The organism is Streptomyces sp. NBC_00510 (assembly GCA_036013505.1).
Taxonomy (GTDB): Bacteria; Actinomycetota; Actinomycetes; order Streptomycetales; family Streptomycetaceae; genus Actinacidiphila.
Window position 1 is genome coordinate 554,518 of sequence record CP107851.1, and the last position, 25,172, is coordinate 579,689.

Sequence of the window (25,172 nt, forward strand, 5' to 3'; positions counted from 1 at the left end):
TCCACCACCCGTTGTCAGTCCTCGGGCATAAGGTGTGCCGGTGATCTTCAAGAGGAAGCAGAAGTCCGCCGACCTCGGCGCCATCGTGTCGGAGCTGGAAGAGGCCGTCGACGCTCGTGACGGTGCCCGCACCGAGCGGACCTTCACTGCCGCGATAGACAGCCTGCAGCAGTCGACCGACGCCGAACGCGTACCAGTGGGGCCCCGGTTGGCCGCGCTGATTCCCGCCTTCCCGCCCACCGGCCCGCGCCCGCTCCTGGCGATGGCGGCCGGGTTCTGCGTCGAGAGCGGGGCCGATCCGGCGGCCTGCGCGGAGCCGATCCTCGGCGGCGTCCGGCAGGACCTGCTCGACGCACTGGAGTTCGCCCGCCGCTGGACGGGCTCCGGTGGAGCCGAGGACGAACTGCCGGAGCCCGATGAGAAGATCATCGACGATGCCCTGCTGGCCCGCCTGAGCGACGACGCGCACGAGGCCACGCGGTTGGCGCTGGCCTGGTGCTCGGTCGAGGAGTGGCAACCGCCCGCGCTGGCCGTGCTGTGCCGCAGCGCAGAGGTGCGCAGCCGGCACGCGTCCGCTCTCCTCCCCGTCTGCAACGACCTGGCAGCCCTGGAGCGGCACGACCTCAAGTGCCTGGCCTACGCACTGGCCGTCCTGGACAACGAGCACCTGGTCGTACTGCACCGGCCCACCGGAACCGGCTTCGAGGTGCGCATCGGCGGCATCGCGGACAACTTCCAGTTGCACACACTGCTCGCCCACGTCCTCGTAGGCGGCGGCCACGTGCCCGGCACCGCGCCTTCGGCCGAGAGCGTCCGCCTGGCCACGGACCCCAAGCCCGCCCGGGGACGCAGCGAAGCCGTCGCGACCGGGGCCTTCGAACTCCTCGCCCCGAACGGCGACCGGATCTGGAACGAGGGGCTGCCCGACGACATCCCCGTGGTCGAGGGACGCCGCCTGCTCGTGCTGGACGAGCCGACGTACCAGCGCAGTTGGAACGCCGACCGGTTCTTCCCGCTGCTCCCGGGCACGGCCGAACTCACCCGCGTCCTCTCCGCCGAGGAGACGCGGAGCTGGTTCGCCCGCACCTCATCCGGCACCGGGACCGGCCCGGCGTCCTGACTCGGTGGCGGGCACGCTCGTGCATGCGGCTTTCACGGTGCAAGCTGGGTCCCCCTGGTGATCACGCGCCAACACCTACGGGCAGTTCGATCCGCCTGGCGTACGTGCCCTGGTTCTCCTCACGGACGTCCTGCTCGTACGCGATGTCCCCGCCGCCTGCATACGGGACGAGGATTGCGAACTGGTAGCGGTGGCTCTTGACCCGGTACGTCGTCGCGTCCAGGACCAGGACCTCCTGCAGCCGGGACAAGGTCAGCTGGGCCTCGTTCACCGGGACACCGGCCTTGCGCAACTGCTCGGCCGTGGGGTCGAACTCCCGCTGCGCCTTCTTCGCCCACGCCCGGCCCTTGACGGCGGCCAGTTTCTGCTCGCCACCGGTCACCCGGAGTTCGACCGTACCGCGGGCTTTCGTCAGCTTCACATCGCCGCCGTCGGCGGCCTGCACGTACGTCCTGAACCCCTCGATGGCCGCGACCGGGTCCTCGGTCTTGTTCTCCATCCCGGGGTCGGAAGCGGGTGCGTGCTTCCACGCCGCACCATCCTCCTTCACGTATGTCGTGCCGTCGACGACGTAGATCTCCTCGATCTTCTTCGTCCCCTTGCTACTGGTGCTGACTCCCTCGGAGTGCAACGCCTCGGGGTCCGTTCCGCGGTGGACCGTGGCCCGATACGTGGCGGCGCTCCGCTGTCCCTGAAGAGTCAACCCCTCGCTGCCAGTGACCGAGAAGGTCCATCCGCTTTCGCCGGCCATCGCCGCCGCGGCGAGATCAAGGAATTCCTCCGGCGACTTGGGGGTCTCGGGGGACTGCTTGACGGACGACGTCGCCGCAGGACTCCCGGCGACGGCCGGCGCAGATCCCTTCTCCGCGCCGCAGGCGGCGAGCGGAAACGCGAGGGGAAGAACGAGTGCGGCGGTCAGGCGACGAGTACTCATAGACCTTTTCCTTGTGTCACGGCGGAAGCGCGGACTGTACAGCAACGGCCAGTCCGCGATCACTCCGGCACCCATTGGGTGTGAATCACCAGGAATGCCGACAAGTCGAGCGCACATCGGGGCGAGCACGCCATACCGGGTCGCCGTGGTCTCCCCCAGCCCTTGAGGCACGAGGCGAAGCTAGGGTCATCGAATAGGCATGCGAGTGATGATCACGTCGACAGTGTCAACGACGACCTTGGCACCCTGCAGGTCGTTGCGGAGTCCGGCAGCGACATCACTGCAGTCTCAGTGCACATCGTCTCGTACACACCACCGGGCACGAGGTCGCCCGGGTCAAACCCCAAGGACTTCACTCTCTCCTCCGGCGACCGCAAGAGCGGCGTGTGGCGCACCAAGAAGCCACTGCAGCTGGACCAGCTCGGCGCTTACCGCGTCGACGTAGAGCTGACGGCGACCACGTCTCGCAGACGTCGGCCGGCGAACTCGCCTACTACGTCGTGGCCAAGTTCGGTGCACAACCTCGACACATGGGGCGCCTGGGAGTACTTCACCGTCAGGCGCTGAGGCATGCGGCGTGGGGCCGCTCCGCACGTGCGGAGCGGCCCCTGCCGGTGCGTCGGCTACTCGGCACCCGGTCAGGTCAGGGTTGAGGCACCTGCTCACTCACGCTGGCCGAACCGCCGGTCCAGTAGCCCCCGCCGCCGATGAGGACGGGGTGAAAGACCTCGGCGAAAGCCCTTACCTGGACGACGAAGTTCCCGAACTGGTCGCCGCAGAAGGACCTGCCTTCCTTGCTGTAGTCATAGCTCACGCCGGGACCGTACGGTCCAAAGCTGCTCGTACCCGTCGTGCCGTACTGCCAGTTGGTTCCACCACACCATTCCCAGTCGTTGTTCGCCAGCGCCCCCCAAATCTCGATGCGGACCCTGACCTGTGAGGCCCGGCCGGTTCGACAGTCGGCTTGAAGGGAGTAGGAAGCAGCAGTGCGAAGAGTGCTGTCAGTGGACCGAGAAGTACGGCTCTTCGTTTCAACAGGATGCTCCTTCAAGTCGTCACGCAGGTGTCGCTGCCCGCTCTCCCACTTGCACCCCGGAATCCTGGGACGAACTCAAGGACGTAGGTCAAGCCGGCTCCAGTTGCGACACGACATGCCAGGTGCGTCCGCGAACCGTCTGCAGGCCGTCACATCGGCTGAGCAACGGGCTGCCGGCACCCTGACCAGCGCCTCAGATCGCCCGCGCCGTAGCCGCGCGTCGTCATACCGGGGCCCGCAATAGCCCGGGGAAGCCGCCGCGACCGAGACGGCTCTCCCCGCCCGAGCCACCCAACGTCTGCGTCACGGACAGGCAGATCGTGCCGCCTCGGCCGGCAACTGGGTGTGGTCTCGCCAATAGCCGCAAAGGCGGTGCTTGGCCGAATAGCCCGCCCGGCTGTCGCCGACACGGTCGTACTCGGCGAGGGTACCTTCGAGGAGGACGACGTCGGGATCTGCTCGCGCTGGATCTTCAGCAAGCCCGGGCCCGGTCGGCGAGCAGGCCGGTGACGGCGGTGACGCAGGCGGGCGCGGTGCAGGGTCAAGGACGCTGATTGGTTGTCACTCGTAGCCGAGATCTTCTTCGGAGTGCAGGTGCCACCCGCCGTCCTGCTTGACCAGGACGAAGGCGGTGCGCTCAAAAACGTCGTGGTACCCGGAATACGGGTCGTGGCCATAGGAGAACCAGAGCGCCTCGATCCGCGCCGTCTGCGGGGTCTCGCTGACGACGGTCACCTCTTCCAGTGTGGTCACGGCGCCGAATTCATCAGTTTTGTCGCGGTTGTGCGCTCTGGCATACTCGGCGCAGAAGTCAGCAGGGCTCTGATAGAGCATCTGAACCCCTTGGGTACAGGTTGCGGCCGGTTTGTATGAGCAGATTGTAATGGGAAAGGCTCCACCTGGTTCTGACTCGGCTGCGGGTGCCGAGGCATTTCGGCTGGTCGACGGCGGTGAACGGCTCCAGCCATGCCCGGGCCGCCCGCAGGGGCCCCGAAGTGGCCCCAGTGCGGTCGATGGTGCACGGCCGGGCGGTAAGCGCCATGTGCTCCTTCGCGGGCGGGGCATCCCGCTCGCCGTGTCGCCGAGCGGCGGCAATCGCAACGACTCCACGCAACTGGTACCGCTGCCGGGAAAGGTCCCGTCGGTGGCCGGCCTGGCCGGCGGGCTGCGCAAACGACGCGACACGCGTTGCGTCGACTGCGGCTACGGCCACGACACATATCCGGTTCGGGAACGCGGCATCAGGCCGGTGATCGCACCTCGTGGTGTCCCACAGGGGTCCGGCCTTCCCGTGCATCGCTGGATGCCGGGCCAGGCCGCATGGCCGAACCCCAGCGGCCCCGGCTCACGACTGTGGAAGTTCCGCACCGGTGACACGGTGACGTCGCCGGCGGTGGCCGCCAACGTGGTCTACGCCGGCAGCGAGGACGGATACCTGTACGCCGTGCGGACATGACAGCACACACCACCACAACCGCAGCGCCTTTCGCCATGGCAGCGGAGCAACGATTCCGCCGTGCCGCACACAACGTGTTGGACGAGGTGCCGCACGGCATCAGGTGAAAAGACCGCCTGACCAGTCCAGGATTCCTGCCGGCTGTCTGGTGGGCGCGCATGAGGACTGCGCAGCGGAACACGCAGGAACATCCCGGCATCTCCTCTCCCGCAGGGCGGTCCCAGGCGGCCAGGCCGGGTGCGTGCGCCGCGTGCGCTGGCCGTACATGCCTGCCGGAGGTAGCCTTTTGAAAGGCGTACGGGACTGGCTGGGCTGGTAGGTCCTGTCGGGCCGCGGAAATTCATGCACTCCCGATGAGGAGCGGCTCGTTTTTCTGAAGCGGTCCCGGGGATTCGCGTCTGTCCACAATATACCCCTCGACAAAGGGGCAGTATTCCCGACTGCCTTGTGCGCGGCGGTCAACCGTCCAGAGGGCTACCCGGCATGTGCTCCGGTCAGGTGTCGGTCAGGCGTGTCGATCCCGGACTCACCGTGTTGAGACCTCGACGTTCGATCAGCGACGGGTTATGCACATGGGCTGGCTTACCTTCGGTTACTTCGTCTCGTACATTCCCTACGCCATGCTGGTGAAGGCCCTGGCCAGCGGCGTGACTCCGCTGTCGACTGAGCCGGTCAACGGTTTCGTGCTGCTGCCCGCAGCCGTCCTCGGACAGCTCGCGGCGATGACCGTCTTCTTCGGCCTCACTGGTCGGTGGCGGCATATGCGACGGAGCGGGATCGGCAACGCGCGGATCCCGGTACCGGGCCGGGAGACGCTGGCGGCCGGCTTCTTTACGTCGCTCATCATCGGCTCCACCACGATGAACTACACCTTTTCCGGTGTCTCGATCCTCTTCATGCTGTTGCTGATGCGGGGAGGAGTCCTGGTCCTCTCCCCATTGGTCGACATGACCCGCAAGCGGCGGGTGACGACACCCTCCTGGGTAGCGCTGTGCCTCAGCCTGATAGCGGTTTCGGTGGCTCTCGGCGATGTGCACAGCTACCTCCTCCCGCTTGCTGCCGCGCTGAGCGTCCTCATCTACCTCGTCGGCTACCTCGGCCGGTTCGAGATCATGATCCGGGTGGCCAAGAACGGGGTTGTCGCAACAGACCGCCGCTACTTCGCGGAGGAGCATGTCGCGGCACCCGTATGCCTGGCTCTGCTGCTGGGGGCAGGGGCGCTGGTGGGGCAACCGCAACTGCGCGCGGGCTTCACCACATTCCTCGGCACCCCTGCCGCCTTGGCGGCAGCGGGGATAGGAGTGGCATATGAGGTGCTGTTCGTCTTCGCTACGCTGATCTATCTCGACCGGCGGGAGTACACCTGGGGTGTGCCGGCATGGGCGTTCGCCAGCCTGATGTCCGGCCTGGTCGCCTCATTCTCGCTCGCGTGGGTGGCCGGACTCCAAGCTCCGGGGACCTCTCAGCTCATCGCGCTCGCGTTCGGTGTCGGCGCGGCGGGGGCCCTGTCCTATCCATCGGCCTTGGTCTGGTGGCGGACACGCTGCACCGGCGCGGCATACCGCGTGCTGTTCGTCTGCGGCGGGAACACCTCGCGTTCGCCCATGGCCGAGGTCATCGCGTGGGCCCAGGCCGCGGAGGCGGGAGTCCCACACCTCTTCCGGTTCTCCAGCGCGGGTGTCGCGACGACGCAGCCTGCGAGCCCGATGACTGAGGACGCCCGGTCCGCGCTCGCTGAACTCGGTCTGCAGCGGGTGCCGGGCCGGGGGAATCCGCGCCGCCACCGCTCACGCCCGGTCACCCCGGAAGTCTGCCGGGTCAGCTCCGTCATCTACTGCATGACCCGAGCCCACCGCGACAGGGTGATCGCCATGGCGCCCGAGGCCGAGGGCCGCGCCTTGTGTCTGGACCCGCTCCGTGACATCCCCAATCCGGAGGGGCAGCCGTTGGACGTGCACCGCAGGTGCGCCCGGCACATCCAGCGGTCCGTGCACGTGCGTCTTCGCGAGCTCCTCGGCGACCCGGGGGGCGCTGCGGCTCCGCTCTCGGACGAGGGTGATCACGGATGACGCCCGGGCTCCGCGACGGTCTGTCCCTGATCACCTCCCGCCACTGCACGAGAGCCTTTCTGGATCGGGTGGTGCCATGGGAGGTCCTGGCGGAGGTACTCCTGGCCGCCGGCCACGCGCCCTCGAGCCGCAACACCCAGATGTGGCAGGTGACGGTGGTGACCGGCAGCGCCCTGGAGGCGCTGGTGGCTGCCCTGTGCGAGAGCTTCGACCGCGGTGATCCGCCCAGACCGGACTACGCCAACCGGCCGCCGTCGCTTGACGACGCCGTCGAGCGCCGCGCCGGGCACGCCGCGTCGGGAGTACTGCTCGCCAAGGGCCATGCCGCCCCGGACCACGCCGCCGCTCGGGCCCATCTCCGTGACAACCTGCGCTTCTACGGGGCACCGACCGCCCTGGTCTGCCATCTGCCCGGGAACGCGGTGCCGGGCACCTTCCTGGAGATGGGCTTCTTCCTGCAGAACGTCATGCTCGGACTGGTGGCGGGGGGCCTCAGCAGCTGCCCGCAGTTCAGTGTCGCCGGCTACGGGGATGTGCTGCGCCTAAAGCTGGGAATCGACACCGACCGGCTCGTCGTGTGCACTCTGGCAGTCGGGTACGCGGACGAGGCGGCCCCGGTCAATCGGTTCGTTCCGCGGCGGGCCGGTCTGGAGGAGTACGTCCAGTGGCGCGATTGACGAGCCGATATGGTGCCGACGTCGGGCGTCGGGCCCGTCTGGTGGCGGTGATCGCCGAACCGGAAGACCTCACCGCGGCTCGCCTGCGTGCGCTCGCAGGAGTGGCCGACGTGCTGGAGGTCCGCGCCGACCTCATCGGCGATCCCGATCCGCACCGGCTGCGCCGGCATTTTCCCGGACCGCTGACCTACAGTTTGCGCTCGCCGCGACACGGCGGCCGCTCCGCCGCCGGCCCGGTCGAGCGGCGCACCCGGCTGCTGCGCGCAGCGGACCACTACGACCTGGTCGATCTGGAGGCCATGGACGACGTGGCGCCGGAGTTGCTGGCGGACATCGCGGCCCAGCAGCGGCGTATCTCCTGGCACGCGCCCCCAAGCCCGGAGCAACGGTCCGACCCTGGCCTCCGGTCCGGTCTGCTCCATTCCTCGGCGGCACTGCTCGAGCGGTTCGCCGCGATGGCCGCCGTACCAGCGGCCCAGTACCTCCTCGTGCCGCAGTCGGGCACGCAGGGAGGATGGGCAGCGCCGCTGCTGCTCACCGGGCTCGGACGTACCGATGTGACGGCGTTCGCGTCCGGCCCGGCCGGCACCTGGACCCGGGTGCTGGCGCCGTGGCTGGGGGCACCCGTAGTCTTCGGCCGGGCTGGTATCGCCGGGGCGGACGGAATGCCCAGCGTGAGCCAACTCCTCACCGACTACGGCCTGCCCGCGCTGCCCCCGCTCAGCGGCCTGTTCGGCATTGCCGGGCGTGCCCCCGGGCGGTCGTTGTCGCCCCGGCTGCACAACGCGGCGTTGCGGGAGTTGAGGCTGCCCGCGCTCTACCTGCCTTTCCAGGTGGATGTGTTCTCCCGATTCTTGCACCAGGCCATGGACTTCGGGGCGCTGGGCGGACCGCCGCTGCGCGGGCTGACCGTGACCGCCCCCCACAAGGAAAGCGCGCTCGAAGCGGCCGACATCGCCGACCCGGAGGCACGGGGGTGCGGGGCGGCAAACCTGCTGTGCCTCGACGCCGGGCGCTGGCGCGCGGCCACCACCGACACCTCCGCTGCCCTGCACACCCTCGCCCGGGCCGGAGTCGATCCGAGCGGCCGCAGGGCCGCCGTCATCGGTTGCGGCGGTGCCGGGCGGGCCGTCGCGTTGGCCCTGTGCCAGGCCGGAGCCCGGGTGACCCTGGTCAACCGAGGGGTTGCGCTAGGCCGGGCAGCCTCCTCGCGTCTCGGGCTTCCCTATGTGCCGCTGTCCCGGTTCTCCCCGGCGGGGTACACCGTGCTCGCTCATGCCACGCCCCTGGTGGAACGGGAGCCGTTCCCGGTCTCCACCGTCGACTGGGACGCGGCGGTGCTGGAGATGGCCTACCGCGATCCGCCGACCGCGCTCATGGGCGCCACCCGCGCCCGAGGACTGATCGGCATCGACGGCTGGGAGGTCCTGTTCATCGAAGTACAGGAGCAGTTCAAGCTGCTGACGGGCCATCCGCTGCCCGAGGCACTGCCTCTGCACACCGTGTGCTTCGGCCAAGCCGAGCCGCCCGATGCCCACGACCTCACCGAATCAGCGGGACTCGCCCCGACGCACCCTACGAGCAGGGAGGCACCATGACGACCCGATCCGCGTCCTCCGCCGGACCGGCCACACCGCGGCCGCCCGGCACGCCGGACGTCTCGACGCTGCTGGGCGACTGGGTCAACACCGACCAGCGCAGTTTGAAGGGCGCCCGCCAGCTGAGCGTGACCTGGCACGAGGGGGGCATGTTCGTCAGGGCCTTCGGCACCGGTGGCCCGCAACCACGCGACTGGGGTGAGGAGTCGGCGGTCCTGTACACCACGCCGGACACACCGTCGGTCGCCTCGTCGTTCTCGGCGGTCTACGACTTCGGCTCGCGGCGCACCGTTGTGGGCGCTTACCACAAGGCGGGCGTCCTGGTGACCACCACATGCACCGTCTTCAGCGATGCCAGCGGGGGTACCGATCACTGGGCCCGCTCGTTCTTCCACAGGGCAGAGGCACGGCCATGACGGCACATGTGGTCGATCCGGCAACGCTGGCAGGCAGCTGGGTCAACTGCGACACCACCGCCGCCGGTATCCACGTGGTCGATGCCGCGGTCGACCACAGCGGGCTCACGCTGCGGATCACCGAGCGTGGCGGCCCGGAGCCCTCACAAGGCGCGCTCGCATCGACCACGACACCCGTCACCAGAGCCATCTTGCCCGCCGTCCCGCTGGCCGACGACATCGACGCCACCGAGGCCGTGGCCTTTCTCGCCGAAGGCCCGCTCGACTCCCGGCAGGTGGTCATCGTCGGCTACCTCAACCGCGGCCTGCTGACCATCGATGTCCATACCGTCCATCCCACCGGAACCCAGATACCCAACACGATGTACCGCGCCCACTTCTTCCGCTTCGAAGAGGCCACCCCCATATGACCGACGACCTGGGCCACGCCACCCGTCCGGCCCGCAAACTGGCGGTCGGCGACGACCAGGCAGTTCTCGGTGCCCTGGCGAAGCTCGCCGAAGACAGATTCGCCCCCCGTGCCGATGAGTACGACCGCACGACCGCCTTTCCCACCGAGGACTTCGACGATCTGTTCTCCGACGGTCTCCTGGGCGCCGCTGTGCCCCGGGGGTACGGCGGACTGGGCTACGGCCCCGCGCAACGCAATACCCTCCCCCTGTGGGAGATGACCACCACGCTGGCCAAGGCCGATCTGTCGCTGGCCCGCTGCTGGGAAGGGCACGCCAACTCACTTGTCCTCATCGACGCCCTCGCCACCTCGGAGCAGAAGCGGCGCTGGTTCACCGGCGTGGTGGAACACGGGGAGAACTGGGCCGCCTGGAGCGGCGAACCCCAGACCCCCAAGCCGGGCGAGAGCGCTCGCTTCGGCACCACGCTGACCCCCGTCCAGGGCGGCTGGACCCTCCGCGGCAGCAAGGCGTTCGCCACCGGCGCCACCGGCGCACAGTGGGCGATCCTCCTCGTCGATCCGGCCGGCCCCGGCGGAGCACGCCAAACCTGGGAGGTCCACGGCAGGCTCCTGCTGCTCGCCTGCGACCTGTCGGACCCGACCGTGACCGTGGACACGTCGTGGTGGGATCCCGTCGGTATGCGCGCGACGGCCAGCCACGTGGTGCGCTTCCACGACACCTTCATACCGCGCGAGCATCTCATCGGCGGCCCCGGCGGCTACTTCGACGGGCAGTGGCAGACCGCCTTCGTCCCGCAGTACGCGGCCAGCTTCCTCGGCGGCGCCCTGGCCGCATACGAGTACGGGCTCGCGTATGTGAAACGGCAGGGCAAGAGCGGTGATCCCTATGTGCAGCAGCGGGTGGGCAGCATGGCGGTCAATGTCGAGACCGCCCACCTCTGGTTGCGCCAGGTCGCAGGTCTGTGGGACGAAGGCAACCTCGACGAGGCCCGGATCGCCGGCAGCAGGGCCTGGCATGTGATCGGGCATCTGGCGGAAGAAACGGTGCACCACGTCATCCGCGCGTGCGGCGCCCGCAGCCTGATCCGCCCAAGCCCGGTGGAGCGGATCCTGCGCGATCTGACCTTGTACAAGCTCCACGACAACGACGACCACGTGCTGGCCACCATCGGCCGGGCCGTCCTCGGTGAGCCATACGACCCGTTCTTCCACAGACTCTGACGTCCGCACCGGCCTCGGGTCACACCACCGCACGACGGCGGCCCACCCGATCCACCTGGGTAGGCCGCCACTTCGTCGCGATCAGGGCCGGCCGTGACGGTGGCGGACTGAGTCAAAGGGTTCCCAGACAATCTGAGCGCTGTCCGCAGCATTGCGAACAGTGACGTGAGCGGTACAGCGCTGGGCGCGCCAGCGCATTGCCAGTCGACGGTGAGAAAGTCGGGGTTGATGCCCCACGCTGTTCAACTACAGGACACCGTCCTCACCATGCAGCCCCTCGTCGACCGCTGACGGCCGACGAGAGGGCTCTTTAGCGGACCGTCGACCGGCCCGAGACGTGTTCACTCGCGCAACGCGCGGGAAACCTTTCGGGCCGCCACGCGGACGACGGGAGCGAGCGTCTGAGGGGATTGACTGCCTGCCCTGAAGGCGATCGAAATGGCTGCCACGACCGATCCGCCCGCACCGTGGATCGGCGCTCCGACGCAGTGGACGTCCGGCCCCACCATTCTGTCGCTGCTGGCGTACCCCTCCCTGCGGACTTCGGCCAGCAGGGAGCGGAGCCGGGCGGGAGAGGTGACCGTGTTGCTGGTGTAGCGACGCGGTGGGGTGCTCAGGTACTCCTCTCGAACGTCATCAGGCGCGTGGGCGAGCAGGACGAGTCCCGCTCCCGTGGCGAATGCGCCGAAGCGGCCTCCCACCCGGCTGTCGGCCTGAGGGGCGCCCGGCGCGCTCAGACGCTCCAGGAAGACGACGTCCAGGTGGTCTCGCACGGAGAGATGGATGTGCTGTTCCTTCGTCACGTCGTACAGGTCGTACAGGATCGGCAGGGCCGCGTCGCGCAGCGGGAATCCGCGAGGCGCGAGGGTGGCCACCTCCCACAGCCGCAGGCCCACCCGGTAGCGCCGGTCGGGTCCACGCTCCAGGGCTCCCCAGGCGACGAGTTCGGCAGCACGACGATGAACCGTCGGCAACGGCAGACCCGTTCGCCTGGACAGCTCGGTGAGGGTGAGTGCGGGGTTTTCGCGGGAGAAGGCCCCGAGCAACGCAAGGACCTTGTCTGTCACCGACATGCCGTGCTCATCGGACATGTCCATGCCCCTTCCTTCGTGTGCGGGACGGCCTCCGCGCCGTTTGCCGGGCGCCCGGCCACCGCCCCTCCCCGCACGACGGCCTGGGCCGTCGTGCGGGGCCCGTCGGGCCGCGGGCGATGCCCCGCGACCCGCTTGCTGTCAGTGGACCGACTCAGCGGCCTTCTTGATCAGGTTGGCGACGGTGCCGGGGTTGGTGACCTGCGCGGCGTGCGGGGTGTCGGCCTCGACGGTGTGCGCGTGGGCGCGGTTGGCCATGAAGCGCTCGGTGGCGGGCGGGATCACGTGGTCGTCCTTGGAGACGAGGTACCAGGACTGGACGGTCTTCCAGGCGGGGTCGCCGGGGGAGGCTTCGCCGAGGGCCTCGGCGGCGATGGGGCTCTGGGTGGCGGCGAGTTCGGCGGCGGTCTTGCTGCTGACGCGGTTGCTGAAGAAGAGGTCGCGGTACTGGTCGGCCTTGGCGTAGAGGTCGACCCCGATGCTGTGGTCAGCCTTGGGGTAGCCGACAGGGAAGAGGGCGGTGGGGACCTGGGCGTTGGGGTCGTTGCTGATCTGGGAACCGGGGAACTTCGCGGTCAGGGTCTTGACGTCCTCGCCGTTGTCCGGCGCGAAGGCGGAGATGTAGACGAGCGCCTTGACGTTCTTGTTCCCGGTGGCGGCGTTGGTGATGACCATGCCGCCGTAGGACTGGCCGACCAGGACGACGGGGCCCTTGATGGTGTTGAGGTAGGAGGCCAGGTACGAGGAGTCGGCGGCCACGCCGTGCAGACCGGTGGGCGGCGCGACGACCGGGTAGCCGTCACGCCGCAGGCGGTTGATGACGCCCTCCCAGCTGGCGGCGTCGGACCAGGCGCCGTTGGCCAGGACGATGGTCGGCTTGGGACCGGCCGGGGTGTTGTGCGCGGGCGCGGCCGACGCGAACGCGGTCACGCCGCCGGCGAGGGCGACACCGGTCGCGCCGAGGACGGCTATGCGGAACGTACGACGGCGAAGCATGGATTTCTCCTGATGTGATGGTGTTGCTGCGGCGGGCGCACAGGCCCGCGGGTGGGGCACGCGACGGTCGCGTCCCCGGGAGAGCCCCCGCGAGCGGCGGGGGGTGTCGCGCCGGACCGTCCGTGACGGACGGCGCATTCATGAGGTCAAAGGTCGGCAGATCAGGGCCGGCGGGGTCCCGCGGTCCGCATGTGCGGTCACACGTGGGCGGGGATGTGTTCCTCGGCCCAGTTCAGGGCGTAGTCCGCGACTTCCCGCCAGCCGTCCTGGCCGATGATGAAGTGCGAGCGCCCGGGGAACTCCTGGTACTCGGTGACGGCGGGCGACTTGCGGTACAGGCGCCAGTTGGCCTTGTTGACCTTGGGCGGGACGATGTGGTCGGCCTCTCCCGCGATGAACAGCAGCGGGGCCCTGCGGCCGTTGCGGAAGTCGACCCGGGTGGCGGCCCGGGGGTTGAAGTTGGCGAACGCCCCCTGGAAGAGGACCCGGGCCGAGCCGGGGACGGCGTAGCGCTCGTAGTGGGCGTCGGACTGGCTCTCGTCGAGCGTGTTGGTGATGGCGTAATGGAACTGCCGCGCCGTCAGGGAGACCGCCTTGTTCTTGTTGGCCGGGTTTCCCAGCACCGGCCACGCCGACTTGAGGGTCGACAGCGGCAGCGGAAGAACGCCCTTGACGGCTGCGGAGTCGATGGCGACCCCGGCACTGCCCAGGCCCCGATCGAGCAGGATCTGCACGATGGTGCCGCCGAACGAGTGGCCCATGAGGATGGGCGGATGAGGCAGGGCGCGGATGATCCGCTCGTAGTGGTCGACCACCTCACGCAAGCCGACCCCCGCGATGCCCGAGGGGTCGCGCCGCAACTCCTCCACCTCGCGGTCCAGACCCGGCCAGGCGGGAGCTATGACTGCGTACCCCCGCGCCTCGTAGTACTGCTTCCACCCCTCCCAGCTGCGCGGGTTCACCCACAGGCCGTGGATGAGCACGATCGTGCCTGCCTCATTGGCGTGGGGCTCACTCATGCGGACCTCCGAAACGAATAGAACGTTCTGTTCATTAAAGCTAATCCCGCCGATGCCCGCAGGCAAGCGGTGCCGCGAAAGGCACGGGGCGCACCGTCAGGACATGTCCAGCGCGTACGAGCACGCATCGGGCGCATGCCGAGCCGGCGTCGACCTGCATCGAGCACGAATCCGGACCGCGCCAAGCCGGCAGCGCGCGCCGGCCTCCCGCAGCGCCCCCAGACTGTCGCCGGAAGCCCCGGTCCCACATCCGTCGAACGCCTGCGGGAAAACCGGTCACCGAGCCGTGCCGGGCAGTCGTTTCGACAGCGCACCAGGTGTCCGGCCGGTCGCCGGGCGGCAGCGCGAGCGCCAGGGACCGCGCAAGGCCCGGATTCCTCAGGCGAAAGGTCCAGAAGTCGCGGCCCTGAGCCCGGGCGAGTGGATTCCGCCGCCGCTCGGCCCCGGACCAGCCATGAACCCCAGTCGTCGGCACTGTCAGATGACTTATGCGGGCCGGTCCCACCGGGACCGATACTGAGCAAGTGCCCGTGCGGTCACGCGCCGGTGCCGGATCTGTCGTGGCCCATCGTTGGCCAGGACTACCGCCGCCTCACCGCTCCCACCATGCGCCGAGGAGCATGATGTCGAAGATCATCCTTGTCACCGGGGCGTCCAGCGGCCTCGGGGCAGCGACTGCCCAGGCCCTGGCCGGAGCCGGTCACATCGCCTACGCCGGAATGGGCGCTGCCTCAGGCCATCCACCGATCGCCGCCAAACTGGACGGGGATGCAGGCCATCAGGGCGCTCGGCCGAGTCCGATCGCCCTCGACGTCGCCGATCAGCGCTCGGTCTGCGCCACGGTCACCGACATCACGGCGGAAGCCGGGCGGATCGACTGCGTGGTCCACACCATGGGGCCTGTGCCCCGGGGCCCCGTCGAGTCCTTCACTCCCTACCAGTTGGCGCAGATCTACGACGCGAACGTGCTGTCCACCCAGCGGGTGAACCGTGCTGTGCTGCCGCAGATGCGCGAACGCCAGGACGGCCTGCTGGTCTGGGTGGTGTCCCGCGGCGACCCCGCGAACGAGGCCCCCTACCTCGCCCTGCACTCCGAAAGCGTCGCGGTGATCGATCATCTCGCGGCAAGCTACGCGAAAGAGCTGGCCGGCTTCGGGGTGGAGGTCACAGTCGTCGTGGCCGGGCTGACCGTGCCCGAAACCGGCCGGCGGCTGCGGCTGGTCCTTCCGGACGACCTCGGTACGGCGCAGGCGTACGAGGGCCGGTATCCCGGTCTGGTCGATCGAGTCGACGCGCACCTGGCCGATCAGGCCGCCACCGCGGCGCGTCTCGCCCGCACGGCACAGGCCGTCGCAGCCGTGGTGGACAGCCCGAAGGGCGCTCGCCCGCCGCGGGTCACCGCCGGTGCGCCCGGTGACCGGCTGCCGGGTACCGGCGACGTCGGTTAGGCAGATACGGAAGGGTGCGGTCAGGGCGTGGAAGCGGAAAGGTATCCGGCGTGGGCGCGGGTCTCACTCCTCCAAGGCACCGAGCGCGTCGCGGAGCGCTGCCCGGGAGGTGATGCCGAGCTTGGGAAAGATCTGGTAAAGGTGCGCTCCGACCGTCCGGTGCGAGAGATAGAGCCGTTCGGCGATCTGCTTGTTGCTCAGCCCCGATGCCGCCAGGTCCGCGATCTCCCGCTCCTGCGACGTGAGCACCTTCCCGCCCGCTTCGGTCCTCGGCGCAACCCATCCGGCGGCCCGCAGCTGCTTGGCCGCACGATCCATCCAGGGACCGGCGCGAAGCTCGGCGAAGGCGTCGTGGGCCAGCGTCAACTGCCCTCTGGCCTCCGCGTTCGCCCTGGCTCGTCGGAGCCGTTCGCCGTGGGCCAGCCGCACCCGGGCCAGATCGAATGGCCATTGCTCGACGTCCGGCAGGGCCAATGCCTCACCGAACAGACGCACCGACTCCTCGTCGTCCGTGGCGCACAGAGCGGCCGAAGCGCCGGCCAGGAGCGCGAGCCGCGGGGAGAGCGCGGCGATGTCGTTGTCCCGGATGGCGCGCACATGAGCGGCCGCTTCCGCTGGGCGGTCGGTGCGGACCGCGGCTTCGACGAGATCCATCATCACCCAGAGGGCGTGCGGCACATGGGAGGCGAAGGTGCCCGCGGGGCTGATAGCCGTCGCGTGACGATAGGCGCCGGTGAAGTCGCCACGTCCGAGATCGGCCACGGTACGTATGTGCCGGGCGTAGTGCAGTGCCGTCCCGACGCCCCGCGGTGCGGCCCATTGGGAGATGCGACCCGTGAGGAGGACGACCGTCGCGTCCTCCCCGCGGGGCGCGGCGACGACAGCCCTGCAATACCAGAAGTACCAGGTGAAGAACCGGTATCCGGAGTCCTCGCAGAGCTGGGCTCCTTCCTCGGCCAGTTCGACGCACTCGTCCCACCTGCCGGTCAGGTAGTCGTCCAGGCACAGGTGCATCAAGGCGCCGAGATGCCGGCGCACCGGGCCGCCGTCCCGTCCCTGGCGGACGACCTTCCACGAGGGCTCACGGAGGTCGGACAACCGGTCGAGGTAGAGCGCCGCGGTGCCGACCCTGACGATGCGGCCGGGGTCGGTCTCTTCGGGAAGTCCGCCGAGGATGCCCTCCAGCTGGTCCAGCGCGGCCGCTCCCGAACGCGCCGGGTCGGAGAAGGTCTTGCCGGCCACGGACAGCAGTGCGGGCGGCTCCGGGCGCAACCGGGAGAGCGCGGTGTAGAAGGGGTCCCACAACTCCGCTCGGCCGCTGAAGAAACACAGGAGCAGCAGCAGGTGCACGGCGTCGACGACGGCGTTGTCCTCGGCGTCGTACTGGTGGGTGCCGGACTCGATGGCGCCCACCAGCAGGCGGTGAGCCGTGTCGATGTCCCCGTCACCGTTGATGACCAGATAGACGGCGGCAGCGGCGGAGCGAAGGGACCCGGCCAGGTCCGGGTCGGCGCGTCGGGCGTCCTCGAGCAGCTCCGAGACGCCGCGCAGCTCCCCCGTCGCGTCGGCGCCGATGTAAGCGGCCTCGGCCAGGCGGCGCGCCCGGTCCGACCCGTGGGGACTCAAGTCGGCCGCCCGAATCAGCGCCGCAACCGCCCCCAGGGCGTCACCGCGCACCGTGATGCGGTGGGCGGCCCGCTCCAGCAGGGTGGCGACCTGCTCGTCCGGCTCGACGGACGCTTCTCCGAGATGCCAGGCCCGGCGCTCGGGCTGATGCGCCAGAGCCTGGGCCAGGGCCCGGTGCGCCGCACGGCGCTCGGCGCTGGAGCAGGCGTCGACGACGGCCGAGCGGATCAGGGGGTGCCGGAAGACGAGCCGCCGGGTGCCCTCATCGACGGTGACCAGCTGGTCCTGCTCGGCCGGGGCGAGATCTTCGAGGTCGGCGTCGCAACCGTCCTGCCGCGCCGCCGCGTGCAGGACCCCGAGATCGCCGGTTCCGTCCATCGTGGCGAGCAGCAGCAGGCGGCGGGTGGCAGCCGGCAGGCCTGAGACACGGGAGAGGAACAGCGCTTGGAGCCGCTGGCTCAGCGGCAGGACCGCGGGAAGGTTCTCCAGCGCCATGCGCTGCTGCCCGCTCAGCACCGTGGGCAGTTCGAGCAGGGCCAGCGGGTTCCCTTCGGCCGCGGACAGCAGCCGACGCCGCACTCGTTCGGCAAGGTTCGGGAATCGCGCGTCGAGCAGCGCCCGGGACGACGTTTCGTCCAGCGGCGGCACCTCGTACTCGGGCAGTCCACCGCGGTTGAAGAAGGTCTCGCTTCCTTGGCGCACGGCGCCGAGGAAGCCGATCCGGCTGCCGCCGAGCCTGCGGGCGACGAAGCCGAACACGGCGGCGCTTGCGCGGTCCACCCACTGCAGGTCGTCGATGACGAGCAGCAGGGAGTCAGGTGCGGCCACCTGGCGAAGGAGCATGAGGGTCGCACTGGACACGACGAGTCGGTTCGGCGACGCTCCGCTGCCGAGGCCCAGCGCGACACGCAGGGCCTCCTGATGGGTGCTGTCCAGATCGCCGAACGTCTCGGAGAGAGGGAAGAGGAGTTGGTTCAGGCTGGAGTAGCTCACGTCGGCTTCGAACTCGACGCCGGCCGCACGCAGGACCCGCGTCCCGGTCGCGGACGCCGCCTCCGCCACGGCGTTGAGCAGAACCGTCTTGCCCACCCCCGCCTGCCCCGACAGCAGGAGCGCCCCGCCACGGTCGGTGGCGCCAAGGAACGCGCGTATGCGATCCAGTTCCTTGGCACGCCCCACCGGAGCGCCAGCGGCTCCGTCATCAAAGGGGTCGCCGTAGCCCACCCGTCCACACTCCCGTCAGCCGTCCACGTCCGCCCGGGTTCCACTCGGGCGGATATTCCTTGAATTCATTGGCAAGGGGAGGTTCATGTTAGCCCGCGAACTCCCGGAATCACCTCACCGAGCCGTATTTCCACTGAGTCCGTCGGCAGTCCGGAAAACTCGGGAGGAGATTCTTTCACTGAGTGAAAGTCGTATCCCGGTGAGTGCCTGCGGGCGGTAGTGTGCCTTCCGGACACGGGCTCCTTCGACGGAACCCCCCTCGCCGCATGGGTCCCGGCCCAGGTGGGCGGCCGTCAGGTGCCCATCCAGCGGCGACCATGCGAGAAATAACGGAACGCGCACGACGCGGGGAGCAGGAAAGGCGCCCCTCGACCCGTTGATTTCGCGTACTCATTCCGGCAGTCAACGGCCATTCGCCCCCACGGCCATTTCCCGCCCTCCTGTCGGGGAATAGTCGGCACCGTCGGCCCATGGCACAGGCCTCGCTTCCTTTTGCACACCGGTCCGCTCCACCTGCACCGTCCCGACGGGAACATCGACGGCGCCCAGCGAGCATGCGAGCGGCCCTTCGGCGGCCCCGTCGCGGTTGTCCCAGTGGCGCTGCGACCTGGGCGCCCGCCCGCGCTTCCCAAGATTATGGAAGGAACGTTCTATATAATGTCTCCATGACCGAGACGAAGAGCGGGCCTGCCACGACCAGCCGCAGGTCGGCGGCACGGGAGCGGCTGCTGACCACGGCGAGCAGGCTCTTCTACACCGAGGGGATTCGCGCTGTCGGCGTCGACCGGGTGATGGCGGAGGCCGACGTCGCACGCGGCACCTTCTACCGGCACTTCGAGGGCAAGGACGACCTGGTGCGCTGCTACCTGGACGCCACCGATCACGACATCCGGGCCCGGGTGGCCGTGGCGGCCGAGAAGACGGGGGGAGGTGCGGCGTTGCTCGATGTCGTCGCGCACAGCATCGGCGAGGAGATCTGCGGTCCCGGGTTTCGCGGCTGCCCCTTCATCAACGCGGCCGCGGAGTACCCGGATCGGGAGTGCCCGATCCACCAAGCCGTGCTGAGGCACCGCGAGTGGTTCCGCCAGGTACTGGAGGACGCCCTCACGACCATGGGCGTCACGGACCCCCGGCAGTCCGCCGACCTGGTGGTCGCCCTACGTGACGGAGCGATGGTCGCGGGCTACCTCGGCGACTCCCGGTCCGCGGCGCGCACCCTGGTCCAGGGTGTCGACCTGGTCGTCGCGTCGGGCTGACGGAAGGGCGGGCCGGTGTCAGGACGCTGTCGTCGGCGACGCCACCTCACACGCCAAGAGGCCCATGAGCTGACCGCCGCCGACCCCGGGGAACACCACGTTGCCGACGACAGTGAACCGCCCAAGCAGACACGAAGGCAGGCCGCTCTCAGTTGAGCCGTCGGTCGACGATGTGGTGCCGGCCGGTCGACCCTGACGATGCAGGGATGGACGAGAAACCGGCGGAGGAGGCCTCGGAGCGGAATCTGCCGGGGTGCGACCAACTGACCAGTACTCGGGCGGCCGCGATCGGTCGGACTCCGAGCAGAGCGAAGATCTCCGGAGCCAACTGGCGGACGAGACGCTTCCGGGGTGCGTGGCCATGTTCAGCTCGCGGTCTGTGCGGCCGGCAGCAGTCCGGCCTGCTCCGGCGGCCACCGGGGTCCTGGCCCCACCCGGCAGCCGCTGCCGGCGACTTCGAGTTTGCCCGTCGGCAACGCCTCTGCGACCCGGACGTCACGTCGAAGACATGTCGTGAACCACGAACCTCTTCGCCCGCAGATTGCTTGAGCGATAAGGTCATACGTATGCCATCCGAGTCGCAGCCCTCGAACCGTCTGTTCCCGCCGCGCCTGCCCGCCAGCCGCCTGGGTGTTGCAGTCGTTGCCGAGCTCGTCGACCTCATCGTGACGGGCCAGTTGAAGGAAGGCGCGTTGCTGCCTCCGGAGGGCCCGCTGAGCGAACACTTCGGCGTGAGTCGCACGGTGCTGCGTGAATCGGTGAAGCGGCTCGAGGAGAAGGGCCTGGTGATCGTTTCCCAGGGCCGCGGCACCCAGGTGCGGGCGCCGGGCTACTGGAACATGCTCGATCCGGTGGTGCTGTCCGCGTTGATCGACAACGATGCGACGCTCGGTGTCCTCGACGAGCTGACGATCGTACGGGCGAGCCTCGAGTCGGCGATGGCGGGAGCCGTTGCCGCCACCCGCAGCGCGGATGGGTTGAGGCGGCTGGAGAACGCGTTGACCACGATGCGTGAGAGCGAGTCCGAGACGGACTCCTTCCGGCAGGCGGACGTGGTGTTCCACTACGCGCTCATGGAGATCTCCGGCAACCGGCTGGCGGAGAACATCGCCAAGCATCTGTACAAGCGCGCCACCGAGTCCAGCCGCTACCAGGGCATCGACCCCCCTGACGCGGTCACACTGACCCTCAAGGAACACGCGGCGATCGTCGATGCCATCTCACGGAAGGACGTCGACGCGGCCCAGAAGGCGATGCACGATCACATCCACACCTCGTGGGAGCGTCGTCGGCTGCCCGACCACGCGCCACGGGCGCGCGGCCGGGCGCTCGATCAGGAGAGCGAGTAGACGTCGGCAGCGTTGCCGCCGAACACACGTCCGCGTTCCGCGGCGGAAAGCCCCTCGAGCAGGGCTTCCACAGCTGACTTCCAGGGCGCCGCTCCCCCGCCGAGCTCCGCCAACGGCCAGTCGGAGCCATAGAGCAGACGCTCAGGACCGAAGGATCCCAGGGCGATCGTCACCGGGGCGGCGAGATCGGCTGCCCGCCACGATCCGGGGGCGAGGCCCGACGCGAGTCCCGAGACCTTCGCGACGACGTTCGGTTGCCGCGCGAGATCCCGCAGCCGCGACGCCCACGTGCTCCTGTCCTGCCCGGGCACGGGCGGACCGCCGAGGTGATCGAGCACGAAGCGGAGTCCGCCGTGGCGCGCGGCCAAGCGGGTCGCCTGAGGAAGCTGCCACTCACGCACGACGAGGTCGAAGCAGAGGTCCTCACGCTCGAGTACGGCGAGGCCCGCGCTGATCTCCTCGCGCATCATCCACTCCGGGTCCGGGTCGATGTGGGCCAGATGCCGCACCCCGACGACGGGGACAGCGGCGTCCTTGCGGATCCGGTCGAGCTGAGGTCCGACCTCCGCCGTGAGGTCGACCCACGCGACGAGGCCGGCGATGGCGGGAGAGTCCAGCTTGGCGAGCCGGATGCTCTCCTCGAGGCTGTTGCTCGACTGCACGACCACGGCACCGTCGAGTCCGGTCGAGGCCAGCATCCCACTCAGATCGCAGGCGCCGAAGTCGCGGGCGATCGGCGCCATGGTCTCCACGTCGATCCATTCCTGCGGGTCCACGGCCCGGTCCCACAGGTGCACATGGGCGTCGATGCCGGCGTTCATGCGAGGTGCCACACTTCCTCGACAGGCTGCCACAGCGCCCCGGGATCACGCTCCTCGGCGATCCTCACCTGGCACGGGTCGGTGTGCGTCCACCATTCCTGCGAAACCGGGTCGTCGGCGATCCGTCGCATGTCCGCCTCGTGGTCCTCGCCGACGTACTCGTAGTAGGCGAAGAGGATGTCGCCGAAGATGAAGATGCTGTAGTTGCGTACGTTGCATTCGGTGAGCTTTCGCTCGACGCCCGGCCACACGGCACGGTGCAGCGTCAGGTACTCCTCGCGCTTGTCGGGCCGCACACCCACGACGAAGGCCCTGCGCTCGGGTCGACGGGTCATCGGGTTCGGCCTCCGCGGTGCGTCGGGTCGTCGATCACGTCGGGTTCGGCCACCAGCCGCAGGGCGGCGCGTTCGGGCCTGATGTGCGGGCCGGTCGCCGCGGGCCGGGGCGGAGCGGCGTCGGCCGGTGACATCCGGGACTCGTCGACGACGATCCCGATGCCCGGGCGATCGCCCAGGACGATGCCTCCGTCGTCGAACTGCTGGTCGACATCGAGACCGACGGGGAAGTGAAGGTCCTGGACTTCGAAGGTCAGCAGGTTCGGTACGGCGGCGGCGGCGTGCGCCACCGGGTTCGCGTTGTACGCGACGGGACTCACCGGCAGGTCGTGGGCGAGCGCGAGCGTTGCGACGCGGAGGAAATGGGTGATCCCCCACACGTTGCCGACCTGCACGATGTCCACCGCGTTGGCGTCGAGCAGAGGGCGGTACTGCTCCAGCCCGGTCAGGTTCTCGCCGCTGGCGATCGCCGCGCGTACCTTCCCGCGCAGCGAGGCCATGCCGGCCGCATCCCATCGGCGCAGCGGTTCCTCCACCCAAGTGAGGTCCATGCGCTCTTCGATGGCCGCGACATACCGGGCCGCCTGGGCGTGGTTCCACGACTCGTTGGCGTCGAACATGAGCGCCGGCCGACGGGAGTTGCGGCTGAGGACGTCGCGCATGATCTCCAGCCGGGGCAGGTCGCGGTCGAGGTCGCGGCCGCCCTTGAGCTTGCCGGCCTTGAACCCGCGGTCCGCGAACCGGCCGTAGAGGTCGACGAGTTCGTCCTCGGTCAGGCCGTACTCGAGACCGGACGCATAGCCGGGGACGAAGCGCTCGCGGGCCCCGAGGGTCCGCCAGAGCGGCTCGTCGGCGGCCTTGGCCTTGATGTCCCAGAGGGCCATGTCGACCGCCCCGATGGTGCCGAAGGTGGATCCTGAGTGACCGGCCTTGAACACCCAGTCGAGCATGCGGTCGTAGAGCGCCATGACCGAGCGCGGGTCGTCGCCCTCGATCGCGGGGAAGACACGGGCGATGTCGGCGTGGGCCCCGAGGCCCACTCCCTCGATTCCGCTGTCGGTCTCGATGATGAGGACGGGGACCGGCGTGGCGTGGCCGGGCTGGACACCGTTGACGTCCCCGGTGATTCTGCCCCAGTCGTGAACGGTGCTCAGACTGCGGTACCCGGTGATCTTCATCGGCGGTGGTTCTCCTTGCAAGTGCGAGTGGTCATTCCTTGGTTCCTCCAGCTGTCATGCCTGCGACCAGGAATCGCTGGGAAAACAGGAAGACGACCAGGACGGGCAGGATCGACACGATCGTCCCCAGCGCCAAGGTGGGCAGCTGGACGGAGTCGGATCCCGCGGAGCTGGGATTGAAAGCCGGGGTCGACGCCAGGAGCGAGGTGAGCCCGACCTGGATCGGATAGCCGTCGCTCGAGGGCAGCATCACGAACGGGAGGAAGAAGTTGTTCCAGTTCTGTACGAAGCTGAAGAACGCCACCAGGGCGACGATCGGGGCGGCCAGCGGAAGGGCGACCCGGGTGAAGACCTGGAAGCCGTTGCAGCCGTCGATGCGCGCGGCCGCGAGGATGTCCCGAGGGATGCTGGTCGAGAAGTAGATGTAGGTGAGATAGACGCCGAACGGGAAGAACGACATGGGCAGGATCACCGACAGCGGGCTCCCGATCAGCCCGACGCCGTTCAGCTCGAGGAAGATGGGCAGCACCAGTGCGGTGTTGGGGATCAGCATGACGACGAGCGTCAGCACGAGCAGCGCCTGCCGAAGCCTGAACTCCGTGAGCGCGAGCGCGTAGCCGGCGGGGATGCTCACGAGGAGCGTGATCACCAGAGCGCCGATCGCGTACAGCGCGGAGTTCCCGATCCAGGTCGTCACCGCACCGTCCTGGAAGTCGAACAGCTGGTGCCAGTTGGCGACGAAGTCCGACCACGACCCGAGCGAGAACGGGTCGGCGACGACGAGCGTCTTCGAGGACTTCGTGACCGCGAGGAGCAGCCAGACGATCGGGACGGCGAAGAACAGGACGAAGACGACGAGCAGGACGCCGATGATGGACCGCCCGCTCCACCCGCTGAGGCTCGGCCGACGGCGTTCGGCAGAGAGTGCTGCCATGGTCATTCCTTCTCGAAGAGGCCGCCGCGGGTCACGAACACCCAGGACAGCAGGAGCGCGACGACCAGCAGGATCAGCGAGATCGCGGCCGCGCCGTTGAAGTCGTTCTGCTGGAAGGCGTACTGGTAGGCCAGCTGGTTGAGCGAGTAGTCGTTGGGCACCACCGCGTTGCTGGCCTGGCTGAGCAACTGCGGTTCGACGAACAGCTGGGTGCCGGCCGCGAGCGACATGACGCCCATGTACGCGACCCACTTGCGCAGCATCGGCAGCTGGATCCGAAGCGCGATCTGGACGGCGTTCGCACCGTCGATGCGGGCGGCCTCGATCACTTCGGTGCTGATGTTGTTGAGGGCGCCGTACATGATGAGGATCCAGCCGCCGGCTCCGGTCCAGAACGCGATGATCGCGAAGATCGCCGGAAGGTGGCCGGGTTGGATCACCTGCACGAAGCTCTCGAACCCCATCGCCGTGAGCAGACCGCTGACCGGGCTCGCGGTCGGATCGAGGACGAAGAGCCACAACAGGACGCTGGACGCGCCCGCCAGCGCGCCGGGCAGGTAGTAGACGAAGCGCAGGGTCGTGCTGACCCACCGCACACCGACGGCGTGGACCACCAGCGCCAGGCCGACGACGAAGAGGACCAGCCCGAGGAGCCAGATGAGGAGATAGGTGGTCACGTGGAACACGGCCGGCCAGAACCGGAAGTCGCCGACGACCTTGGTGAAGTTGTCGAAGCCTGCGAATCCACCGTCGGCGTTCGTGAAGGCCAGGACTACTGCGTAGAGCGAGGGGACGATCCCGAACACGACGGCGAGCAACGCGTAGGGCGAGACGAAGAGATAGCCGATCGGACTACGAGCGAAGGCGCGGCCGGCCGGCCGGCCGCTGCCCCGGCCCGACCGCCGACGCCCCGAGGCGTCAACGGCCGGCCGGCCACTCGGAGGAGCCAGGGTCAT

At 69.1% G+C, this 25,172-nt stretch carries 23 protein-coding genes and 1 pseudogene; 11 read left to right on the forward strand and 13 right to left on the reverse strand.

All coding sequences use genetic code 11. The features are described from left to right. The first annotated feature begins 40 nt into the window (after nucleotides 1-40). Entirely contained in the window at nucleotides 41-1,120 is a 1,080-nt protein-coding gene (locus tag OG937_02630) for a hypothetical protein (GenBank protein WUD70655.1), read from the forward strand. A 61-nt stretch (nucleotides 1,121-1,181) separates the two neighbouring features. Here the strand turns inward: OG937_02630 and OG937_02635 are convergent, their stop codons facing one another. The 4 genes and pseudogenes from OG937_02635 to OG937_02650 form a co-directional block, all read right to left on the reverse strand. Next, the gene (locus OG937_02635; protein WUD70656.1) at nucleotides 1,182-2,054 is read right to left on the reverse strand and encodes a hypothetical protein; all 873 of its coding nucleotides are present in this window, start codon (nucleotides 2,052-2,054) and stop codon (nucleotides 1,182-1,184) included. A 643-nt stretch (nucleotides 2,055-2,697) separates the two neighbouring features. Further along, on the reverse strand, nucleotides 2,698-2,868 hold the full coding sequence (locus OG937_02640; protein WUD70657.1) for a hypothetical protein: 171 nt from the start codon (nucleotides 2,866-2,868) through the stop codon (nucleotides 2,698-2,700). 591 nt (nucleotides 2,869-3,459) lie between these two features. Next, nucleotides 3,460-3,625 (reverse strand): annotated as a pseudogene (locus OG937_02645) (IS5/IS1182 family transposase). A 26-nt stretch (nucleotides 3,626-3,651) separates the two neighbouring features. Then, nucleotides 3,652-3,924 (reverse strand): hypothetical protein, encoded by a 273-nt coding sequence (locus tag OG937_02650; protein ID WUD70658.1) that lies wholly within the window; start codon nucleotides 3,922-3,924, stop codon nucleotides 3,652-3,654. A 241-nt stretch (nucleotides 3,925-4,165) separates the two neighbouring features. On the opposite strand from OG937_02650, the gene OG937_02655 reads away from it, so the two are divergent. The 7 genes from OG937_02655 to OG937_02685 all read left to right on the forward strand — a co-directional run bounded on the left by OG937_02655 (nucleotide 4,166) and on the right by OG937_02685 (nucleotide 10,939). Further along, nucleotides 4,166-4,546, forward strand: a complete 381-nt coding sequence (locus tag OG937_02655; protein ID WUD70659.1) for a PQQ-binding-like beta-propeller repeat protein — start codon at nucleotides 4,166-4,168, stop codon at nucleotides 4,544-4,546. A 572-nt stretch (nucleotides 4,547-5,118) separates the two neighbouring features. After that, on the forward strand, nucleotides 5,119-6,615 hold the full coding sequence (locus OG937_02660) for a hypothetical protein (protein WUD70660.1): 1,497 nt from the start codon (nucleotides 5,119-5,121) through the stop codon (nucleotides 6,613-6,615). After that, complete coding sequence (locus tag OG937_02665; protein ID WUD70661.1) at nucleotides 6,612-7,292, forward strand: nitroreductase; 681 nt, start codon at nucleotides 6,612-6,614, stop codon at nucleotides 7,290-7,292. The genes OG937_02660 and OG937_02665 overlap by 4 nt, the downstream gene beginning before the upstream one ends. Beyond that, on the forward strand, nucleotides 7,289-8,890 hold the full coding sequence (locus tag OG937_02670) for a hypothetical protein (protein ID WUD70662.1): 1,602 nt from the start codon (nucleotides 7,289-7,291) through the stop codon (nucleotides 8,888-8,890). The genes OG937_02665 and OG937_02670 overlap by 4 nt, the downstream gene beginning before the upstream one ends. Next, nucleotides 8,887-9,306 (forward strand): hypothetical protein, encoded by a 420-nt coding sequence (locus tag OG937_02675; protein WUD70663.1) that lies wholly within the window; start codon nucleotides 8,887-8,889, stop codon nucleotides 9,304-9,306. The genes OG937_02670 and OG937_02675 overlap by 4 nt, the downstream gene beginning before the upstream one ends. Further along, a complete protein-coding gene (locus OG937_02680; protein WUD70664.1) occupies nucleotides 9,303-9,716 on the forward strand; it encodes a hypothetical protein in 414 nt (137 codons plus the stop codon). The genes OG937_02675 and OG937_02680 overlap by 4 nt, the downstream gene beginning before the upstream one ends. Further along, nucleotides 9,713-10,939, forward strand: coding sequence for an acyl-CoA/acyl-ACP dehydrogenase (locus OG937_02685; protein ID WUD70665.1), 1,227 nt, complete (start codon nucleotides 9,713-9,715; stop codon nucleotides 10,937-10,939). The genes OG937_02680 and OG937_02685 overlap by 4 nt, the downstream gene beginning before the upstream one ends. Before the next feature lie 341 nt (nucleotides 10,940-11,280). On the opposite strand, the gene OG937_02690 is transcribed toward OG937_02685, so the two are convergent. The 3 genes from OG937_02690 to OG937_02700 all read right to left on the reverse strand — a co-directional run bounded on the left by OG937_02690 (nucleotide 11,281) and on the right by OG937_02700 (nucleotide 14,045). Further along, the gene (locus OG937_02690; protein WUD70666.1) at nucleotides 11,281-12,036 is read right to left on the reverse strand and encodes an IclR family transcriptional regulator; all 756 of its coding nucleotides are present in this window, start codon (nucleotides 12,034-12,036) and stop codon (nucleotides 11,281-11,283) included. Nucleotides 12,037-12,171: 135 nt separating this feature from the next. After that, entirely contained in the window at nucleotides 12,172-13,026 is an 855-nt protein-coding gene (locus OG937_02695) for an alpha/beta hydrolase (GenBank protein WUD70667.1), read from the reverse strand. Between the two features lie 197 nt (nucleotides 13,027-13,223). Next, nucleotides 13,224-14,045, reverse strand: coding sequence for an alpha/beta hydrolase (locus tag OG937_02700; GenBank protein WUD70668.1), 822 nt, complete (start codon nucleotides 14,043-14,045; stop codon nucleotides 13,224-13,226). 620 nt (nucleotides 14,046-14,665) lie between these two features. Here OG937_02700 and OG937_02705 point away from each other — a divergent pair. Further along, a complete protein-coding gene (locus OG937_02705) occupies nucleotides 14,666-15,493 on the forward strand; it encodes an SDR family NAD(P)-dependent oxidoreductase (GenBank protein ID WUD70669.1) in 828 nt (275 codons plus the stop codon). A gap of 63 nt (nucleotides 15,494-15,556) precedes the next feature. Here the strand turns inward: OG937_02705 and OG937_02710 are convergent, their stop codons facing one another. After that, nucleotides 15,557-18,298, reverse strand: a complete 2,742-nt coding sequence (locus tag OG937_02710) for an AAA family ATPase (GenBank protein WUD70670.1) — start codon at nucleotides 18,296-18,298, stop codon at nucleotides 15,557-15,559. A 710-nt stretch (nucleotides 18,299-19,008) separates the two neighbouring features. On the opposite strand from OG937_02710, the gene OG937_02715 reads away from it, so the two are divergent. Next, on the forward strand, nucleotides 19,009-19,599 hold the full coding sequence (locus tag OG937_02715; protein ID WUD70671.1) for a TetR/AcrR family transcriptional regulator: 591 nt from the start codon (nucleotides 19,009-19,011) through the stop codon (nucleotides 19,597-19,599). 566 nt (nucleotides 19,600-20,165) lie between these two features. After that, entirely contained in the window at nucleotides 20,166-20,948 is a 783-nt protein-coding gene (locus OG937_02720; protein WUD70672.1) for a FadR family transcriptional regulator, read from the forward strand. On the opposite strand, the gene OG937_02725 is transcribed toward OG937_02720, so the two are convergent. Genes OG937_02725 through OG937_02745 form a run of 5 tightly spaced genes read right to left on the reverse strand, consistent with a single transcriptional unit; the run spans nucleotide 20,933 to nucleotide 25,172 of the window. Then, complete coding sequence (locus OG937_02725; GenBank protein ID WUD70673.1) at nucleotides 20,933-21,769, reverse strand: amidohydrolase family protein; 837 nt, start codon at nucleotides 21,767-21,769, stop codon at nucleotides 20,933-20,935. The two genes, OG937_02720 and OG937_02725, sit on opposite strands and share 16 nt — an antisense overlap. Beyond that, nucleotides 21,766-22,104 carry an L-rhamnose mutarotase gene (locus tag OG937_02730; GenBank protein ID WUD70674.1) on the reverse strand — a complete coding sequence of 113 codons (339 nt, stop codon included), beginning with the start codon at nucleotides 22,102-22,104 and terminating at the stop codon, nucleotides 21,766-21,768. The genes OG937_02725 and OG937_02730 overlap by 4 nt, the downstream gene beginning before the upstream one ends. Continuing rightward, nucleotides 22,101-23,282, reverse strand: a complete 1,182-nt coding sequence (locus OG937_02735; protein ID WUD70675.1) for a mandelate racemase/muconate lactonizing enzyme family protein — start codon at nucleotides 23,280-23,282, stop codon at nucleotides 22,101-22,103. Before OG937_02735 ends, OG937_02730 begins: the two co-directional genes overlap by 4 nt. A gap of 31 nt (nucleotides 23,283-23,313) precedes the next feature. Beyond that, nucleotides 23,314-24,216 carry a carbohydrate ABC transporter permease gene (locus OG937_02740; protein WUD70676.1) on the reverse strand — a complete coding sequence of 301 codons (903 nt, stop codon included), beginning with the start codon at nucleotides 24,214-24,216 and terminating at the stop codon, nucleotides 23,314-23,316. A gap of 2 nt (nucleotides 24,217-24,218) precedes the next feature. Then, on the reverse strand, nucleotides 24,219-25,172 hold the full coding sequence (locus tag OG937_02745; protein WUD70677.1) for a sugar ABC transporter permease: 954 nt from the start codon (nucleotides 25,170-25,172) through the stop codon (nucleotides 24,219-24,221).